1 pseudogene is annotated in these 1046 nt (G+C 62.0%); it reads right to left on the bottom strand.

From position 1 onward, the window contains the following. Positions 1-109: 109 nt before the first annotated feature. Positions 110-958, bottom strand: a pseudogene (locus ABT116_RS50040) (DNA-directed RNA polymerase subunit beta'); the annotation flags it as partial. Positions 959-1046 lie beyond the last annotated feature (88 nt).

The raw sequence follows: 1046 nt of genomic DNA, 5'->3' as shown, positions 1-1046 counted from the left end.
TATCGACAACCCGGACCACCGCGGCAATAACTCCTGAACACGAACGACTCCTGCCATGAAAAATCCCCCCGCTTCTTTCGAGGTGGGGGGATTTTCTACGAACTAACCGCTAGCGGTAGTCGTTGCTGAAGCCGTAGTCGTCCAGCGGAACTGCAGCACCGGTGTTCTGGCCGAAGCCGTCCGGGCTGTAGTACTGGTCGTCGTACGACGGCACTGCGTAAGCAGCGGCGCGTGCCTCTTCGGTGGGCTGAACCTGGATGTTGCGGTAACGGTTGATACCGGTACCGGCAGGGATCAGCTTGCCGATGATGACATTTTCCTTCAGACCGATCAGCTTGTCCGAGCGGCAGTTGATAGCCGCGTCGGTCAAGACACGAGTGGTCTCCTGGAACGATGCCGCGGACAGCCACGAATCCGTCGCGAGCGACGCCTTCGTGATACCCATGAGCACCGGACGGCCGGCTGCGGGCTCGCCACCCTCGGCGACAACGCGGCGGTTTGCCGACTCGAACTCGGCGCGCTCGGTGAGCGAACCGGGCAGGAACTCGGTGGCACCGGAATCGATGATCGTCACGCGACGAAGCATCTGGCGCACGATGACCTCGATGTGCTTGTCGTGGATCGACACACCCTGGCTCCGGTACACCTCCTGGACCTCGTTGACCAAGTGGATCTGAACCTGACGCGGACCCATGACTCGCAGGACCTCGTGGGGATCGGCAGCACCTTCCATGAGCTGCTGTCCGACCTCGACGTGGTCACCGTCAGCCAAGAGGCTTTCGCGACCGTCGGCGTGCTTGAAGACGCGCAGACGCTGACGCTTGCTGAGCTTGTCGTAGACAACCTCTTCGCCGCCGTCGTCCGGAACGATGGTGATCTTGTAGAAACGATCGCCGTCTTCGAGCTGTACCCGACCGGTGACGTCCGCGATAGGAGCCTTGCCCTTGGGCACACACGCCGTGCAGGGCGACCGGCGTACGCGCGTAATGAATGCCGTAGTTGGCCAGCGGCGTCTCGTGGTGCAAAACCTCCAGCACCGCGTCCGT

The organism is Streptomyces sp. NPDC002130 (assembly GCF_040296465.1).
In the GTDB taxonomy this organism is placed as follows: domain Bacteria; phylum Actinomycetota; class Actinomycetes; order Streptomycetales; family Streptomycetaceae; genus Streptomyces.
The sequence above is the reverse complement of the archived record's forward strand: the minus strand, read 5'-3'. Positions and strand labels throughout refer to the sequence as shown.